The sequence below is a fragment of the Klebsiella sp. CTHL.F3a genome, from assembly GCF_019890895.1.
Taxonomy (GTDB): domain Bacteria; phylum Pseudomonadota; class Gammaproteobacteria; order Enterobacterales; family Enterobacteriaceae; genus Klebsiella; species Klebsiella grimontii.
In genome coordinates, this window is sequence record NZ_CP082360.1 from 1,730,250 (window position 1) to 1,745,008 (window position 14,759).

Genomic DNA, 14,759 nt, shown 5'->3' on the forward strand with positions numbered 1-14,759 from the left:
CAGGATGTGATATGCGTCTCTTACTGGCAGAAGATAACCGTGAGCTGGCTCACTGGCTGGAGAAAGCGCTGGTGCAGGGCGGGTTTGCCGTGGACTGCGTATTTGATGGCCGGGCGGCCGATCATCTGCTGCAAAGCGAAAAATATGCGCTGGCGGTGCTGGATATCGGCATGCCGGGACTCGACGGCCTGGAGGTGGTGCAGCGCTTGCGAAAGCGCGGGCAGACCCTTCCCGTCCTGCTGTTAACCGCCCGCAGCGCGGTGGCGGATCGGGTTAAAGGGCTGAACGTCGGCGCCGATGACTATTTACCAAAACCTTTTGAGCTCGAAGAGCTGGATGCCAGGCTGCGCGCGCTGCTGCGGCGTAGCGAAGGCCAGGTGCATGAGGTGCAACAGATCGGTTCTCTGGAATATCGTGATGAAGGCTATTTTTTACTCTGCGGACAAACGCTGTCATTGACGCCGCGCGAGCAGGCGCTGCTGACGGTGCTAATGTTTCGCCGTACGCGGCCGGTGTCGCGCCAGCAGCTATTTGAACAGGTTTTCAGCCTGAACGATGATGTCAGCCCGGAAAGCATCGAGCTATATATCCATCGTCTGCGTAAGAAACTTCAGGAGAGCAACGTGCGTATCGTGACCCTGCGCGGCCTGGGCTACGTGCTGGAGCTCGCTCATGAGATGGGGTAAACCGCAGTCGTTATTCTCCCAGCTGCTGCTGTTTCTCGGCCTGCCGCTGGTTTTGCTGTGGGGGCTGTCGGCGTTTAATAGCTACGTCAGCGCCCTGCAGGCGGCGACCCAGGCTTACGATCGTACGCTGCTCTCCTCTGCCCGCACGGTGGCGGAGCGCCTGGTGGTACGCCACGGCAGGCTGGAAGTGAATGTTCCCTGGGTGGTGCTCGATAGCTTCGAACTCAATATGAACGATCGCCTGTACTATAAAGTTCTCGATCCCGAGAGACGGGTGATTTCCGGTTTTGACGACCTGCCATCGATGCCGCCCTCAACCTCTCGTACCGAGCTCTATCCGGCGCTGGCGTGGTTTTATCATACCGAGTATCGCGGTCAGGCCATCCGCGTGGCGCGGCTGCTGCAGCCAGTTAACGAAGGCGGCGTTGTCGGAATGGCGGAAATCTATATCGCCGAAACGCTGCAGTCGCGGCGATGGCTGGCGGGGCAGCTGCTGTTTTCATCATGGATCTCGCAGGGGCTATTAGTGCTATTGACGCTGGTGCTCGCTGGCTGGTTGCTGCGCCGCGTGCTACGGCCAATGCGTCGGCTTTCGGCGCTGATGGTGCGGCGTGAACCCGGCCTGCTGACGCCGCTGCCGGAGCTGCTGCCGTGGTCGGAAACCCGTCTGCTGATCGTGGCCTTTAACCGCTATATCGACCGGTTACGGGTGATGATCTCCCACCAGGAACGGTTTAGCGCCGACGCGTCTCATCAGCTCAAAACGCCGTTAGCGGTGTTGAAAACGCAGGCCTCAGTGGCGCTGGCGAGCGGCGATCCCCGGCTGTGGCGAGAGAGCCTGGAGGCGATGAGCGGCACGCTTGACAGTACGATTCTGCTCACTGAACGCCTGCTGCAGCTGGCCACCATCAAACGTAAAGAGCAGGGCGAACACGCGTTTCCGCCGGTGGACCTGTATGAGATTGTCCACAATAGCTGCTTTTCGCGTCTTCAGCAGGCGCGGAGCAAGGCTATCGATCTCGGCTATGAGGGCGAACCCTCGACGGTGACCATCGCCGGCGATGGCGTGCTGTTGAGCGAGCTGTGCGCGAATCTGCTGGATAACGCGATTCGCTATACGCCGCAGGGCGGTATCGTCACCGTCAGCCTGCATCGTGATGGAGAGGCGGTATTGCTGGACGTCGAAGACAGCGGGCCGGGTATCGATGATGCGCAGATTCAGCAGGCACTCATGCCGTTCCACCGTCTGGAAAACGTGGGTGATAACCCCGGCGCCGGGCTTGGCCTGGCGCTGGTCAGCGATATTGCGCGCCTGCACCGCAGCCATCCGCAACTGCTGCGCAGCGAAACGCTGGGCGGGCTGAAGGTCAGGCTGCGCTTTTTGCGCGCTTTTTCAGAGTAAGCCTTTCAGGGTGAGGGTCCTGCGGGTCGCCACGTTCAAATCATAGTGGGGAAGATCTTCGGCTTTCACCCAGGCGTAGTCCTGGAACTCTTCGTTGATTGTCACGTCGCGATTGGCGCTGATGCAGTCGAAGATCAGGTAAATCATATAAATCTCTTCCCGGTGGCCATCGGCGTAAGTTTTAACCCGGACGTCGTCGCTAAAGGTCCACGGAGTGATGTCGGTCAGCTGCAGTTTTTCGCCCAGCTCTTCACGAATTTCTCGTCGCAGCGCCTCTTCAATGCGTTCGCCCGGCTCGACGCCGCCGCCGGAGATCGCCCACTGGCCGGGAAATACGCCACGATCGTCGGCCATTTTGCACAGCAGGTAGTGGCCTTCATGTTGAATGAGCGGACAGACGATAGTCCTTTGACGCATGATTTCTCCTTAATGATGACAGGGATACTAACGGGAAGGCCCAGTTTGCGAGCCGCCCCGGCAAACCGCAAGCGAAAACGCGCGGCGAAGATGAGCGGTGTTAGGGTAAGCGCAGGGTATTGGGTCAGGGGCCATCATGGAACAGATAGCGCAAAATGGCAGCCTTAAGGGCTGCCATCAGTACTTATTCTCCGTGCTTTAAGAGCTGCAACGCCGCTGCAACACCTGCGCCGTAGTCGGGGTGGACTTCGCTGAACAGGCCAATTTGTCGCTGCTGAATAAAGTCAGGGATATCCCGCATATCATTGGCGATACGCTGAAACATACGCTGATGCTCATCTTCGCTTAATAGCTCAAACAGCCTGCGCGGCTGGCTAAAGTAGTCGCTATCTTCCCGGTGATCCCAGTGTGCCGCCGCGCCTTCAAGGCTTAAAGGCGGCTCGCTAAAGTCCGGTTGTTCCTGAAACACGCCAAAACTGTTGGGCTCATAGGTGACGCCGTTGCCGCTATTGCCATCAACGCGCATCGCGCCGTCGCGGTGATAGTTATGGAACGGGCAGCGCGGCGCATTGACTGGAATTTGATGATGGTTAATGCCCAGACGATAGCGCTGGGTATCGCCGTAGGAAAACAGCCGTCCCTGTAGCATCCGGTCCGGAGAGAAGCCCACGCCAGGCACCACGTTCGCTGGATTCATCGCGACCTGCTCAACCTCAGCGAAGTAGTTATCCGGGTTGCGGTTAAGTTCCAGTACCCCGACTTCAATCAGCGGATAATCGCCGTGCGGCCAGATTTTGGTCAGATCGAAGGGGTTGTAAGGGACCCGGCTGGCTTCTGCTTCCGGCATTATCTGCACGTAGAAGGTCCAGCGCGGGAAATCGCCTCTCTCAATCGACTCATAGAGATCGCGCTGCGAACTCTCGCGATCTTCTGCCACCAGGCGTTTCGCTTCATCATCCATCAGGTTGGCGATCCCCTGCTGGGATTTGAAGTGGAATTTCACCCAAAAACGTTCATTTTCAGCGTTGATAAAGCTGAACGTGTGGCTGCCGAAACCGTGCATATGGCGATATGAGCGCGGGATGCCGCGGTCGCTAAAGTCGATGGTTAACTGGTGCAGCGTTTCGGGAAGCAGGGAGAAAAAATCCCATTTCCAGGTCGGATTACGCAGGTTGGTCCGCGGGTCGCGTTTGACAACGTGGTTAAGGTCGGGAAATTTCAGCGGGTCGCGAAGGTAAAAAATGGGCGTATTGTTGCCCACCAGATCCCAGTTGCCCTCTTCGGTATAGAACTTGATAGAGAAGCCGCGGATATCGCGCTCGGCGTCAGCGGCACCGCGTTCTCCGGCGACGGTTGAGAAGCGCAGGAACAGATCGGTGGTTTTACCTATTTCGGCGAACAGTCTTGCGCGCGTATAGCGGGTGATATCGTGGGTGATAGTCAGTTTACCGTAAGCGCCGGAGCCTTTAGCGTGCATTCGGCGTTCCGGGATTACCTCACGGTCAAAGTGGGCCAGTTTTTCCAAAAACCAGACATCCTGCAGCAGCATCGGGCCGCGAGGACCTGCAGTGACGACATTATTATTATCGACGACCGGCGCGCCGGCGCCGGTGGTTAGTCCTTTCTTGCTCATCTTTATCTCCTGACAAAGTTTTATGTAACTTATTCATCTCCCTGAAGGAAAGAAATAAGCTGAGCACACTTTGTAGAATAAATAGCCAGCACGGACAATCTGGCTCTGGCTATCGAATTGATACCCGGAGCCGTTGGCAAAATCCCGGTAGCAACTGGTTACAATCACAATGGCAAACGTCGCTTTAGTTCATTGATTCCTTAGCATTCGGCAGTACAATTTCGCGGTTTTTTGGGATTTTCTTATTATTATTTTTCTGGATAGATAAAAATGAAAAAAAGCATATTTATGGCCCTCGCTGGCATGATGTTCGTCTCGACGGCGGCAAATGCGATCAGCGTCAGCGGGCAGGCCGGTGAGCACTACACCAATCTTGGCGTTGGATTCGGCACCGAATCGACCGGTCTGGCGTTAACCGGCAACTGGCTGCACAATGATGACGACGGCGATGCGGCGGGTCTGGGATTGGGCCTGAACATCCCCCTCGGGCCATTCCTGGCCACCGTGGGCGGCAAAGGCGTTTACACCAATCCAAACAACGGCGATGAGGGCTACGCGGCGGCGGTTGGCGGCGGTCTGCAGTGGAAAATCGGCGACAGCTTCCGTCTGTTCGGCGAATACTATTACTCTCCGGATTCACTCTCCAGCGGCATCGACAGCTATCAGGAAGCCAATGCCGGCGCGCGCTTTACCATTATGCGTCCTCTGAGCATCGAAGCCGGCTACCGCTACCTCAACCTGGCGGGTAAAGACGGCAACCGCGATAACGCAGTCGCGGACGGTCCGTACGTCGGCGTCAACGCCAGCTTCTAATCTCTTCGGCGCGGTATTCTGCCGCGCCTGATTTTCAGGCTTTTTCGCCAGCCGCTTTGCGATATAGTATTTCTACTTATCAGGCTGGAGTTCACAATGTTAAACGTGGAAATGCTGTCCACCGGCGATGAAGTGCTGCATGGGCAAATCATCGATACCAATGCCGCGTGGCTGGCGGATTTCTTTTTTAATCAAGGATTACCCTTAAAGCGTCGCCATACCGTTGGTGACGATCTCGACTCCCTGGTGGCGATTTTACGCGAGCGTAGCGAGCATGCCGATGTGCTGATCGTCAACGGCGGTCTGGGGCCGACCAGCGACGACCTGAGCGCGCTGGCCGCCGCGACGGCCAAAGGCGAAGGGTTGATTTTGCACGAAGCGTGGCTGGAAACCATGACCCGTTTCTTTGCTGAGCGTGGAAGGCCCATGGCCGCCAGCAATCGTAAACAGGCGGAAATTCCGCAAAGCGCCGAGATGATCGATAACCCGGTTGGAACCGCCTGCGGTTTTGCCGTGCAGCTAAACCGCTGCCTGATGTTTTTTACCCCCGGCGTGCCTTCTGAATTTAAGGTGATGGTCGAGCAGGAAATTTTACCGCGCCTGCGCGAACGTTTCCCGCTGCCTAATGCGCCGCTGTGTCTGCGTTTGACCACCTTCGGCCGTTCCGAAAGCGAACTGGCGCAGAGCCTCGATCATCTGCAGCTGCCGCCGGGCGTGGTGATGGGGTATCGCTCCTCGATGCCGATTATTGAACTGAAGCTGACCGGGCCCGCTGAACAGCGCGAGGCGATGCTGGCGCTGTGGCCGGAAGTGCAGAAAGTGGCCGGAGAGAGCATGATTTTCGAAGGCACCGAAGGCCTGCCCGCGCAGATCGCCCGTCGTCTGCAGGAGCGTCAGCTAAGCCTGACCCTGAGCGAGCAGTTTACCGGCGGCCTGCTGGCGTTACAGCTTTCACGCGTCAATGCGCCGCTGTTGGCCAGCGAAGTCATTCCTTCGCAGGAAGAGACCCTGGCGCAGTCCGCGCGCTGGGCGGCGGAGCGGCGCGAGAAACATTTTGCCGGCCTGGCGCTGGCGGTCAGCGGCCAGGAGAGCGATCACCTGAATTTTGCGCTTTCCACGCCGGACGGCACCCACGCGCTGCGGGTGAAATTCACCACCAGCCGCCACAGTGTCCAGGTGCGTCAGGAGGTATGCGCGATGATGGCCCTGAACATGCTGCGCCGTTGGCTAAATGGCCAGCCGGTGGCTGGCGAGCACGGCTGGATTAACGTCGTCGAATCTCTCTCGGTGTAAAAAAGCCTCCGCGTCGGGAGTCCTTCCCGACGCGGGCTGAGTCCAGCCAGCTGTACTTGCTTTTAAATATTCTGTGCACTACCTCGCATTTTTATCCCTCCAAACGTCCACCCTGCTGGAATAGCGTCGTCATTTGAAGCCGCTCACAATTTATCCGCCTGACAACCGCAACACTGATTCCAGTATTCAGGATTGGAGTCCAGTATGTTGGAATCAAGCAAAGTCCCGGCGCTGACCCGCGCCATTGATATTCTCAATTTGATCGCCCGCATCGGTCCCTGCAGCGCGGCGACCATTATTGACGAACTGGGTATTCCGAAAAGTACCGCCTATCTGCTGCTGGGAGAGCTGAAAAAACAGCGCTTCCTCAGCATGGATAATCAGGATAACTACTGCCTGTGGACCAAGCTGGTTGAGCTGGCCGGGCAGGCGCTGAGCAAAATGGACCTGCGCGAGCTGGCGCGTCCACGCCTGACGCAACTGATGGATCAGTGCGGGCTGCTCTGCCACCTGGGCATTATCGACAGCGGCAACGCCTACTACATTCTGAAGATTGAGTCCCCGGCCACCATCAGCGTGCGCTCGCATGAGGGTAAGAGCCTGTCGCTGTATCGCTCCGGTATCGGTAAATGCCTGCTGGCCTGGCAGCCCGAGCGGGTTCAGGAGTCGATTATCAGCGAGCTGCGGTGGGAACGGGCGACGCCAACCACTATCACCAGCGCCCAGCAGCTTCGTGATGAGCTGGGGCGTATTCGCGCCCGCGGCTGGAGCTTCGATAACGGCGAAGACTATCCCGACGTTCGTTGCGTGGCCGCGCCGGTGTTTAACGCCAATAACGAGCTGACCGCCGCCATTTCCGTGGTGGGTACTCGTCTGCAAATCAATGAAGACAATCGCGATTACCTCGCCGGTAGGGCGATTGCCTGCGCCAAAGATATTTCCCGTCTGCTGGGGTGGAAGAGCCCCTTCGAACAACAAGCCTCATAATAAGGAGAAGATCATGACCCTACCGAAAATTAAACACGTCCGCGCCTGGTTTATCGGCGGCGCTACCGCAGAGAAAGGCGCTGGCGGCGGCGATTATCATGACCAGGGGGCAAATCACTGGATTGACGATCATATCGCCACGCCGATGAGCAAATATAAACAGTATGAACAGTCCCGCCAGTCGTTTGGCATCAACGTTCTCGGCACGCTGATCGTTGAAGTGGAAGCCGAAAACGGGCAGACCGGTTTTGCGGTGTCGACCGCGGGCGAGATGGGCTGCTTTATCGTGGAAAAACATCTGAACCGCTTTATCGAAGGTAAGTGCGTCAGCGATATCAAACTGATTCATGACCAGATGCTCAACGCCACCCTGTACTACTCCGGATCTGGCGGCCTGGTGATGAATACCATCTCCTGCGTTGACCTGGCGCTGTGGGATCTATTCGGCAAAGTGGTTGGGCTGCCGGTTTACAAACTGCTGGGCGGCGCGGTGCGCGATGAAATTCAGTTCTACGCCACCGGGGCACGTCCGGACCTGGCAAAAGAGATGGGCTTTATTGGCGGCAAAATGCCGACCCACTGGGGGCCGCACGATGGCGACGCGGGGATCCGCAAAGATGCCGCGATGGTGGCCGATATGCGCGAAAAATGCGGACCGGACTTCTGGCTGATGCTGGACTGCTGGATGAGCCAGGACGTTAACTACGCCACTAAACTGGCCCACGCCTGCGCGCCGTCTAACCTTAAGTGGATCGAAGAGTGCCTGCCGCCGCAGCAGTACGAAGGCTACCGCGAGCTGAAACGCAATGCGCCAGCCGGCATGATGGTCACCAGCGGCGAGCACCACGGCACGCTGCAATCTTTCCGCACGCTGTCGGAAACCGGCATCGATATTATGCAGCCTGACGTGGGCTGGTGCGGCGGCCTGACCACGCTGGTGGAAATTGCGGCGATCGCCAAATCGCGCGGCCAACTGGTGGTGCCGCACGGCTCGTCGGTCTATTCGCACCACGCAGTTATTACCTTTACCAACACGCCGTTCAGCGAGTTTCTGATGACCAGTCCGGACTGCTCAACGATGCGTCCACAGTTTGACCCGATTCTGGTTGACGAGCCGGTGCCGGTAAACGGGCGCATTCATAAAAGCGTGCTGGATAAACCGGGCTTCGGCGTCGAGCTGAATCGCGACTGCAACCTGAAACGTCCTTATAACCACTGATCCCGTCGTGCCGCACAGCGCAGATGTGCGGCCCATTGTTGAGGATATTACGATGAGCAACACCTTGCTTGAGAGCGTGGTGAAGAAAAACCGCGCCCGTTTGATCCCTTTTATGCTGGCGCTGTACGTGCTGGCGTTTCTTGACCGTTCGAATATCGGCTTTGCCAAAGAGACTTACCAGCTGGATACCGGCCTGAGCAATGAGGCCTATGCGCTGGGGGCGGGGATTTTCTTTGTGGTGTACGCCTTTCTCGGGGTGCCTGCCAACCTGCTGATGCGCAAATTCGGCGCAAGAAAATGGATCGGCTGCACCACCTTGCTGTGGGGGCTTCTCTCCGCGGCGATGGCGTGGGCGGATACCGAAGCGAAGTTTCTGCTGGTGCGCACCCTGCTGGGCGCCGCGGAAGCGGGCTTCTTCCCGGGTATGATCTACCTGACTTCCCAGTGGTTCCCGCAGCAGAACCGCGCCAGCATTATGGGGCTGTTTTATATGGGCGCGCCGCTGGCGCTGACCCTCGGGTCGCCGCTCTCCGGCGCGCTGCTGGAAATGCACGGCTTTATGGGGCATCCCGGCTGGTTCTGGATGTTTATCATTGAGGGGCTGCTGGCGGTCGGCGCCGGGTTCTTTACCTTCTTCTGGCTTGACGATACGCCGCAGAAGGCGCGTTTCCTGAGCGCTGCCGAAAAACAGGCGTTAATCAGCGAGCTGGCCAGCGAAGAGCAGAAAAAGGTGACCTCGCGTTTGTCCGATGCGTTGCGCAACGGCCGCGTCTGGCAGCTGGCGATTATCTATCTCACCATTCAGGTGGCGGTTTACGGCCTGATCTTCTTCCTGCCAACCCAGGTTGCCGCGCTGCTCGGCACCAAGGTGGGGTTCGTGGCGTCGGTGGTGACCGCGATCCCGTGGGTGGCCGCGCTGTTCGGTACCTGGCTGATTCCCCGTTATTCCGATCGTACCGGCGAGCGGCGTAATGTGGCGGCATTTACCCTGCTGGCAGCAGCAATCGGCATCGCGGTCTCTGGCCTGGTTTCACCGGTGCTGGCGATTATCGCGCTGTGCGTTGCCGCCGTGGGCGTCATTGCCGTACAGCCAGTGTTCTGGACCATGCCGACGCAGCTGTTGTCCGGTACGGCGCTGGCCGCGGGCATCGGTTTCGTCAACCTGTTTGGTGCCATCGGCGGTTTTCTGGCCCCGATTATCCGCGTCCAGGCTGAAACAATGTTCGCGAGTGATTCTGCCGGATTAGTGACGCTCGCCTGCGTGGCGATTGTCGGAGTTGTTATTATCTTTTCGCTGCGCGTCAATCGCACGGTACCGCAGGCTGGCAGCGTACAGCATTAATGTAAGGGAGAACTATGAACGCAATTTTATCGAACTCATTTAAAGCGGGATTGTTGCAAGGGGAAGCGCAAATCGGCCTGTGGCTGAGCTCAACCTCTTCGTATATGGCTGAGATTGCCGCCACCTCGGGTTACGACTGGCTGCTGATCGACGGTGAACATGCGCCCAATACCATTCAGGACCTGTATCATCAGCTGCAGGCCATCGCGCCCTACGCCAGCCAGCCGGTTATTCGCCCGGTGGAGGGCAATCGTAGCCTGATTAAACAGGTGCTGGATATCGGCGCCAGAACGCTGCTGATCCCGATGGTCGATACCGCTGAACAGGCGCGGGAGATCGTCTCGGCTACCCGCTATCCGCCGGTGGGCACCCGCGGCGTCGGGGCCGGGGTGGCCCGCGCCGCGCGCTGGGGGCGGGTGGCGAACTATATGGCGCAGGCCAACGATGAACTGTGCCTGCTGATTCAGGTGGAGAGCAAAACGGCGCTTGATAATCTGGATGCGATCCTCGAAGTGGAAGGGATTGACGGCGTCTTTATCGGCCCGGCTGACCTATCGGCCTCGCTGGGGTTTCCGGATAACGCCGGTCACCCGGAGGTGCAGCGGATCATTGAGCAGAGCATCCGCCGCATTCGCGAAGCGGGAAAAGCCGCTGGATTCCTGGCCGTTGACCCGGAGATGGCGCACAAAGCGCTGGCGTGGGGGGCCAATTTTGTCGCCGTGGGCGTTGATACCAACTTGTATACCAGCGCGCTGGATAAACGGCTGGCGATGTTCAAGCCGATAGCCGAACAGGCGGAGGGAAAGGGGAGCTATTAGTCCCCCCGCAGCCGGTGCTGGTATCAGGCCAGCGCCTGCGCCAGCAGAGAGATGGGATGTTCGCAGCGTTTGCTGGTGGACATCTCAATCTGCCATTTGCAGGTTTCACAATCGGTCACCACCAGGTCAGCGCCGCTCTCCTCAATTTGCCGGAACAGCGGCGCGCCAATGGCCTGCGATGAGTCGTAGTTCTCCGACTTAAACCCGTAGGTGCCGGCAATGCCGCAGCATTGAGAGTCGAGTACCTCCAGCTGCAAACCGGGGATCAGCCGCAATAGCTCAAGGGTATACAGCGACCAGCCCATTTTCTCCATATGACAGGGGGTATGGTAGACCACCTTCAGCGGCAGCGGTTTTAGCTGCAGAGGCCGCCCATCATCCAACTGACGCCAGATCCAGCGGGTAGCCAGCTCAATGCGATCGCGAACGTCGCGGTTCTCAATATCGAGTACGTGCGGGTATTCATCGCGTAGGGTAAAGGTGCAGGTTGATGAGGTGGCAATAATGGGGAGGCTATTTTCCCGCATTGCAGTGACGTTGCTCTGCGCCTGTTTGCGCGCCCTGGCAAAGAAACCGTTGGCAATCAGCGGCACGCCGCAGCACTTCTCCTTACTTAATAACTGCACGCCGATGCCCATGGCGTTCAGCACCCGGATAAGATCTTTGCCCAGCTGTGGGTGGTTGTAGTTGACATAGCAGCCGTGAAAAAACGCCACCTGTTCGGCGTACTGCGCCTGCTGAGCTGACAGCTGACGATACGCGCGGCGAAAGGTGCCAAAACCATATTTCGGCAGCGTGCGGCGGTGATCGATTTTAAGCGCGGCATCAAGGAGTCGCCGTACCGGCTTCAGCCCGGTAGTGGCGTTCACCAGCGGGGCAAATGGCGTGGAGAGGGTGCCCATCAGGTCGGTGTGGCTGAGGATCGTATCGCGCAGCGTGGGCTTTTGTCGGCTGTACTCCATGCGCGCCCGCTGGATAATATCGCCGATTTTGACGTCTGAAGGGCAGGCGACTTCGCAGCGTTTGCAGTTGATGCAGTATTTTAACGCCTCGTCGTAGAGCGTGCCGTCTTTCAGGCGCAGGCGCTCGCCGTCCGGCCCGGCCTGTTTTGGCCCAGGATAGCGCGGGTTAACCCGGCTGACCGGGCAGGCGGTGGTGCAAACGGTGCATTTAATGCAGTGTTCAAAACGCGTGTCGTTCATGACTCACCTCCGGCAAGCTCGCCGATTAGCCTTGCGGCGTGCAGCGCGGTGATCGCGCAGACGCCGCCGCCGCATCCCAGCGCGATGGCATCAAAACCGCCGAGAATGGAACCTACGGCGAACAGATTCTCCAGCGTCTGTCCCTGAAGCTGCGGACGCAGAGCCGTATCGGTTTTCAGGCCGAAACGCTGCCAGGGCTGGGAAGCAAAAAAGTCCTGCTGATACCAGCTCTCCCGCGGCAGCGTCTGCTGTAGGTCAAGGCCAAGAATCGGCTCGCGCACGCCGCTGCGTTCGGCGACCAGACCATTGCTGAAAAAGCTGCCGCTGGCCAGCACCGCGAAGCGCGGGCGCAGCGGGATATCACCGTGGTTGCGCGTCCAGATAGCATTAACGATACCGTTCTGCTGGCTGATATTGATGACTTCGTCCCCGGTAAGCCAGGTACCGCCGCCGCGGATAAAATGCCGCTGGAGCTGGGCGTGCAGGCGCATCCCCGGCACCGACGGCGGCAGCGTAGGCAGCAGGCGCAGCGGGCAGGGAAGACGCTGCTGTAGCCACTGGTACAGGCGATCGTCGGCGAGGCCGAAGCAGGCGGGCATGATAATGAAACTGTGCCGCTGCGCCAGCGGGCGCAGCGCCGCCAGCATCGCCGGCCACTGCGTTTCATCATCCAGACGGCGGGCGATATTGGCGGCGCGAAATTCGGATGGGCTATCGCGCAGAACATCAAGGAGCGGTAAATCTATCTCCTGCGCTTCGGCGTTAACGCCGTACTGGTTCAGCGAGGCGGCGGCAAGATGCGGCTGGAAGTCGCCGAATCCGCTGATGCCGACCACGCAGACGCCCTTGGCGGGCAGCGGAGCGGTGGCAATCTCCTGTGGCGAAAGCCAGGCCGCGCGTAAGGTTCCCAGCGGCGTCACGCGCAGATGAGGCTGGCTGGCCTCTCCCTGCATGGCGATACCGCAGTCGGCAAACAGGGCCTGTGCCTGGCTGGCGTAATCCATTACCCGTTCGACGCCAAGCCTGGCATAGGGATGCTCGGGAAGCTGGCGGGCCAGCTGGCTGATGCCGTGAGCAACATCGGTGACGGTTTCGCCATTTGGCAGCGTCGAGAGCAGATCCAGCGAGGCGGAAGAGAAGTGCAGGGCGCTTTGACCGCGGCTAATAATCACGCTGCGCAGGCCGCGCCGATTAAGCGCCAGCCCGCAGAGTAGTCCGGCGAGACCGCCGCCGATAATGGCGCAATCAAACTTCATCCTGATGCTCCTTTTGTAATCCGCACAGGCCGAGATAGACCCAGCGGGTGAACTCGCTTTCACGCAGCGCGTCTCCCCAGGCCACCGGCTGGACGCCTTTCCAGCGTTCGTTCAGAAATTCAGACAGCTGGGTAAGGGAGCGCGCGGAGGTGGTGACGTTAAAACGCGCGAGCAGCCCGGCGGCCCGGCAGGCGCACAGTTCGCCCTGACAGGTGCCCATGCCGACGCGGGTGCGCCGGCGCAGGTCGAGCAGGTTTTTCACCGCCAGGTTTTCGACCGCGTACTGAACCTCGCCGGCGGTGACCGCTTCGCATTCGCAGACCAGGCTGCGGTGCTGGCGGCTATCGCCAAGCCAGACGGGGGTACGATCGCCGTGGCGGTAAATGGCCGACCCGCGCAGCGATGCCGGTAAAGAGATGATTTTGCGTAGCGTGGTTTCCGTCGGCTCCTGCGAGCCGGGAAGCGGCGCATCAGCGGTTGTACAGGGGGCGGTATTGCCGAGCTTCCGGCATACCGCATCCGTAGCCCACTCCGCCATCAGGCGGTAGGTCATCAGCTTACCGCCGGTGATAGTGATAAAACCTTCCATGCCGTCGCGCCGGGCGTGGTCGAGCAGCACGATGCCGCGGCTGACGCTGCGTCCACTGGGATCGTCATCGCTGGCGACCAGCGGACGTACGCCGGAGTAGGCGCGCAGTATCCGGGTCCGCCCCATGATCGGCGCCAGCTTTTCCCCCTCGCGCAGTAGCGTATCGACTTCCCCGGCCGTCACCCGGTTGTCGTCAATTTCATCATAGGGAATGTGCATCGAGGTGGTGCCAATCAGCGAAATGGTATCGCCGGGTACCAGGATATCGGCGTCAGCCGGTTTGCGGCAGCGGTTAATAACCTGACGGTTAATGCGGTGGTCGAGGATCAGCAGCGATCCTTTTGCCGGAAACATCGCGATGCGCAGGTCGGCATACTCTGCGATGCGCTGCCCCCAGATACCGGCGGCGTTGACCACCACCTGAGCGCGCAGGTTGAGCGGTTCACGGCGCTGACGATCGTAGAGCGCTACCCCCAGGACGCGATCGCCCTCGCGCAGCAGGCCGGTGACTTCGCAGCCGGTGAGGATAGTGGCGCCATGTTCGCGGGCATCGAGCATATTCGCGGCGGTGAGGCGGAACGGATCGACGGTGCCGTCCGGTACCTGCACCGCGCCAAGCAGCGCGGGGTTCACGGCAGGCTCCAGGCGCAGCGTCTCGGCGGGCGTCAGAGGCTGGGCTTCAATACCCGCCTGCTGGCAGGCGTTGATAAAGGTGTGTTGATACGCCGGATCGTCTTCCGGCAGGGTAATAAAGAGTCCGCTGGTGGGCTCAATGCAGTGGCGGGCGATGCGACGTAAGATGCGGTTTTCGCTGATGCACTCGCGCGCCGATTCGCTATCGGTTACCGCATAGCGCGCGCCGCTGTGCAGCAGGCCGTGGTTACGCCCGGTCGCGCCGGTAGCGATATCGTAGCGCTCAACCAGCGCCGCCTTCAGTCCGCGCAGCGCGCAGTCGCGCGCGATGCCGGCGCCGGTTGCGCCGCCGCCAATAATAATGACGTCATATTCACGACTATCGGCCATCTCCCTGTCCTCTGTTTTCGTTTTACATCATTTAGCCACATCAATAGCGTTTAATGTTTGATTTCGAGCATATTTGCGC

General features: G+C 59.3%; 13 protein-coding genes. 8 read left to right on the top strand and 5 right to left on the bottom strand.

What is annotated here, in order from left to right:
- The first annotated feature begins 11 nt into the window (after positions 1-11).
- A complete protein-coding gene (tctD, locus tag K7H21_RS08320) occupies positions 12-686 on the top strand; it encodes a transcriptional regulator TctD (RefSeq protein WP_004123089.1) in 675 nt (224 codons plus the stop codon).
- Positions 673-2,088, top strand: a complete 1,416-nt coding sequence (locus K7H21_RS08325) for a sensor histidine kinase (RefSeq protein ID WP_223035699.1) — start codon at positions 673-675, stop codon at positions 2,086-2,088. The genes tctD and K7H21_RS08325 overlap by 14 nt, the downstream gene beginning before the upstream one ends.
- On the opposite strand, the gene nudI is transcribed toward K7H21_RS08325, so the two are convergent.
- Positions 2,080-2,505 carry a nucleoside triphosphatase NudI gene (gene nudI / locus K7H21_RS08330; RefSeq protein WP_049115596.1) on the bottom strand — a complete coding sequence of 142 codons (426 nt, stop codon included), beginning with the start codon at positions 2,503-2,505 and terminating at the stop codon, positions 2,080-2,082. The two genes, K7H21_RS08325 and nudI, sit on opposite strands and share 9 nt — an antisense overlap.
- 184 nt (positions 2,506-2,689) lie before the next feature.
- The gene (locus K7H21_RS08335; RefSeq protein WP_049115595.1) at positions 2,690-4,138 is read right to left on the bottom strand and encodes a catalase; all 1,449 of its coding nucleotides are present in this window, start codon (positions 4,136-4,138) and stop codon (positions 2,690-2,692) included.
- 270 nt (positions 4,139-4,408) lie between these two features.
- On the opposite strand from K7H21_RS08335, the gene K7H21_RS08340 reads away from it, so the two are divergent.
- From K7H21_RS08340 to yfaU, 6 genes are all read left to right on the top strand, one after another.
- The gene (locus K7H21_RS08340; RefSeq protein WP_049115594.1) at positions 4,409-4,951 is read left to right on the top strand and encodes a YfaZ family outer membrane protein; all 543 of its coding nucleotides are present in this window, start codon (positions 4,409-4,411) and stop codon (positions 4,949-4,951) included.
- Between the two features lie 96 nt (positions 4,952-5,047).
- Positions 5,048-6,244, top strand: coding sequence for a nicotinamide mononucleotide deamidase-related protein YfaY (locus K7H21_RS08345; protein WP_223035700.1), 1,197 nt, complete (start codon positions 5,048-5,050; stop codon positions 6,242-6,244).
- A gap of 204 nt (positions 6,245-6,448) precedes the next feature.
- On the top strand, positions 6,449-7,231 hold the full coding sequence (locus K7H21_RS08350; protein ID WP_004123072.1) for an IclR family transcriptional regulator: 783 nt from the start codon (positions 6,449-6,451) through the stop codon (positions 7,229-7,231).
- Positions 7,232-7,244: 13 nt separating this feature from the next.
- Positions 7,245-8,450 (top strand): L-rhamnonate dehydratase, encoded by a 1,206-nt coding sequence (rhmD, locus tag K7H21_RS08355; RefSeq protein ID WP_004123070.1) that lies wholly within the window; start codon positions 7,245-7,247, stop codon positions 8,448-8,450.
- A 52-nt stretch (positions 8,451-8,502) separates the two neighbouring features.
- A complete protein-coding gene (locus tag K7H21_RS08360; protein WP_004123068.1) occupies positions 8,503-9,792 on the top strand; it encodes an MFS transporter in 1,290 nt (429 codons plus the stop codon).
- Between the two features lie 14 nt (positions 9,793-9,806).
- Complete coding sequence (gene yfaU, locus K7H21_RS08365) at positions 9,807-10,610, top strand: 2-keto-3-deoxy-L-rhamnonate aldolase (RefSeq protein ID WP_049115591.1); 804 nt, start codon at positions 9,807-9,809, stop codon at positions 10,608-10,610.
- Positions 10,611-10,633: 23 nt separating this feature from the next.
- Here yfaU and glpC read toward each other — a convergent pair whose 3' ends face one another.
- The 3 genes from glpC to glpA are packed head-to-tail and all read right to left on the bottom strand — an operon-like array spanning position 10,634 to position 14,680.
- Positions 10,634-11,812 (bottom strand): anaerobic glycerol-3-phosphate dehydrogenase subunit GlpC, encoded by a 1,179-nt coding sequence (gene glpC, locus K7H21_RS08370; protein ID WP_087829149.1) that lies wholly within the window; start codon positions 11,810-11,812, stop codon positions 10,634-10,636.
- A complete protein-coding gene (gene glpB / locus K7H21_RS08375) occupies positions 11,809-13,068 on the bottom strand; it encodes a glycerol-3-phosphate dehydrogenase subunit GlpB (protein WP_142446750.1) in 1,260 nt (419 codons plus the stop codon). The genes glpC and glpB overlap by 4 nt, the downstream gene beginning before the upstream one ends.
- Positions 13,058-14,680 carry an anaerobic glycerol-3-phosphate dehydrogenase subunit A gene (gene glpA / locus K7H21_RS08380; protein ID WP_004123063.1) on the bottom strand — a complete coding sequence of 541 codons (1,623 nt, stop codon included), beginning with the start codon at positions 14,678-14,680 and terminating at the stop codon, positions 13,058-13,060. The genes glpB and glpA overlap by 11 nt, the downstream gene beginning before the upstream one ends.
- Positions 14,681-14,759: the final 79 nt, after the last annotated feature.

Coding starts and splice junctions, on each gene's coding strand:
- tctD (WP_004123089.1), top strand. CDS start 12: ATGCGTCTCTTACTGGCAGAAGATAACCGTGAGCTGGCTCACTGGCTG.
- K7H21_RS08325 (WP_223035699.1), top strand. CDS start 673: ATGAGATGGGGTAAACCGCAGTCGTTATTCTCCCAGCTGCTGCTGTTT.
- nudI (WP_049115596.1), bottom strand. CDS start 2,505: ATGCGTCAAAGGACTATCGTCTGTCCGCTCATTCAACATGAAGGCCAC.
- K7H21_RS08335 (WP_049115595.1), bottom strand. CDS start 4,138: ATGAGCAAGAAAGGACTAACCACCGGCGCCGGCGCGCCGGTCGTCGAT.
- K7H21_RS08340 (WP_049115594.1), top strand. CDS start 4,409: ATGAAAAAAAGCATATTTATGGCCCTCGCTGGCATGATGTTCGTCTCG.
- K7H21_RS08345 (WP_223035700.1), top strand. CDS start 5,048: ATGTTAAACGTGGAAATGCTGTCCACCGGCGATGAAGTGCTGCATGGG.
- K7H21_RS08350 (WP_004123072.1), top strand. CDS start 6,449: ATGTTGGAATCAAGCAAAGTCCCGGCGCTGACCCGCGCCATTGATATT.
- rhmD (WP_004123070.1), top strand. CDS start 7,245: ATGACCCTACCGAAAATTAAACACGTCCGCGCCTGGTTTATCGGCGGC.
- K7H21_RS08360 (WP_004123068.1), top strand. CDS start 8,503: ATGAGCAACACCTTGCTTGAGAGCGTGGTGAAGAAAAACCGCGCCCGT.
- yfaU (WP_049115591.1), top strand. CDS start 9,807: ATGAACGCAATTTTATCGAACTCATTTAAAGCGGGATTGTTGCAAGGG.
- glpC (WP_087829149.1), bottom strand. CDS start 11,812: ATGAACGACACGCGTTTTGAACACTGCATTAAATGCACCGTTTGCACC.
- glpB (WP_142446750.1), bottom strand. CDS start 13,068: ATGAAGTTTGATTGCGCCATTATCGGCGGCGGTCTCGCCGGACTACTC.
- glpA (WP_004123063.1), bottom strand. CDS start 14,680: ATGGCCGATAGTCGTGAATATGACGTCATTATTATTGGCGGCGGCGCA.